The following is a 1519-nucleotide window of genomic DNA, read 5'->3' on the forward strand; positions in this document are numbered from 1 at the left end:
ATCATATCGATGGAATTTGTAACTATTTCTTGAACCGAACAACGAGTGGTGTGATGGAGGGAATCAACAATCGCCTCCAGGGTAAGCTCATCTAATTTGGTATAAATTGTACTTGACAAAAAGACAAATACAGAAAACGTGGTATTTACGTATTAGCAATTCTATAATGCCTTAAAAGCTAAGTCATCAAGCGGTAAAACTCAATGGATAAAGGATTCCTGCCCGCCCGGCCAACGTCGAAGTCAAAGCAACTACTGAAGAAGCCCTCACCGATCTCTATGCAAGAGTTACAAGGGAGCTTGTCAAGTTATTTTGATGACGTACCCGACCCTCCTAGTGAACCGAACCAAACGCCACTTACTTAAAGACATTCTAGTCATTGCTATATTATCTACAATAGCTGGAGGTGATGGATGGGAAGACATGGAAAATTATGGAATCAGTAAGCAGCAATGGTTGCAAAAATTTTTAGACTTACCAAATGGCATCCCGAGCGATGATACCTTCCGACGAGTTTTTGAAAAGCTAGACCCGAAAGTTTTAGAACAGAAGTTGACTGAATGGGTTAAACAATTAATTGGGCCAGTTGTTGAACAAGTTATCCCGATTGATGGAAAAAGTCTCCGAGGTTCTTATGACCGAAAAACTGGGGAAAAGAATTTACATTTAGTGACAGCGTGGGCGAGTAAAAATCGGTTGGTACTTGGACAAGTTAAAGTTGAAAACCATTCCAACGAAATCACAGCTATCCCAGCCCTATTGGAATTAATCGATGTCACCGGAGCGATTATTACGATGGATGCGATGGGTACTCAAACCGAGATTGTACGGCTGATTCGTCAAAAAAAAGCCGATTATGTAGTTACTCTGAAAAAGAATCATCCAACCCTTTACAAACAAGTCAAGACCTGGTTTGAAACAGCCAGAGCCAACAAATTTGCGGGAATTGAAGTGAGTGAAGATTCCCGAACGGAAAAAGCACATCATCGAATCGAAACTCGAAAAGTTTGGGCGGTTCCAGTGGGGATTCTAGGGGGACTCTACAAACAAGAAGACTGGACAGATATTCAGACTATTGTTATAGTAGAACGTTTCCGTTATCTGTGGAACAAAACCACTCATGAAGTACAATTTTACCTAAGTTCCTTACCCGTAGATGCTAAAGCGGAATGGTCACACTATTCGTCAACATTGGAGCATTGAAAATCAAGAACATTGGATTTTAGATGTCACTTTCAATGAAGATCGATCTCGCATTCGGTCGTTGAATAGCCCTCGAAACTTGGCTGTTATTAGACGGATGTCCCTGAATGCTGTAAATCAAGAAACTACTCTCAAGCGTAGTTTGCGACAGAAAAGGAAACGGGCTGCAATGAATGATGAATACATGATGCTTCTTCTCAAATCCTTTTGTCAAGACTGATTGAGATGCTCTTACCCTGCAATCGCCTCAAACTGATTAAACGTCAAGCCTATGGATTTGTTAATTTTGACAATTTTCGAGATCGACTATTAGCTT

At 40.8% G+C, this 1519-nt stretch carries 1 pseudogene; it reads left to right on the top strand.

Annotated elements, in window-relative coordinates:
• The first annotated feature begins 203 nt into the window (after positions 1 to 203).
• Positions 204 to 1423: pseudogene (locus tag QUA02_RS33365) on the top strand (ISAs1 family transposase).
• Positions 1424 to 1519 lie beyond the last annotated feature (96 nt).

This window comes from Microcoleus pseudofavosus SVA1_A4, from assembly GCF_036700565.1.
In the GTDB taxonomy this organism is placed as follows: domain Bacteria; phylum Cyanobacteriota; class Cyanobacteriia; order Cyanobacteriales; family Microcoleaceae; genus Microcoleus.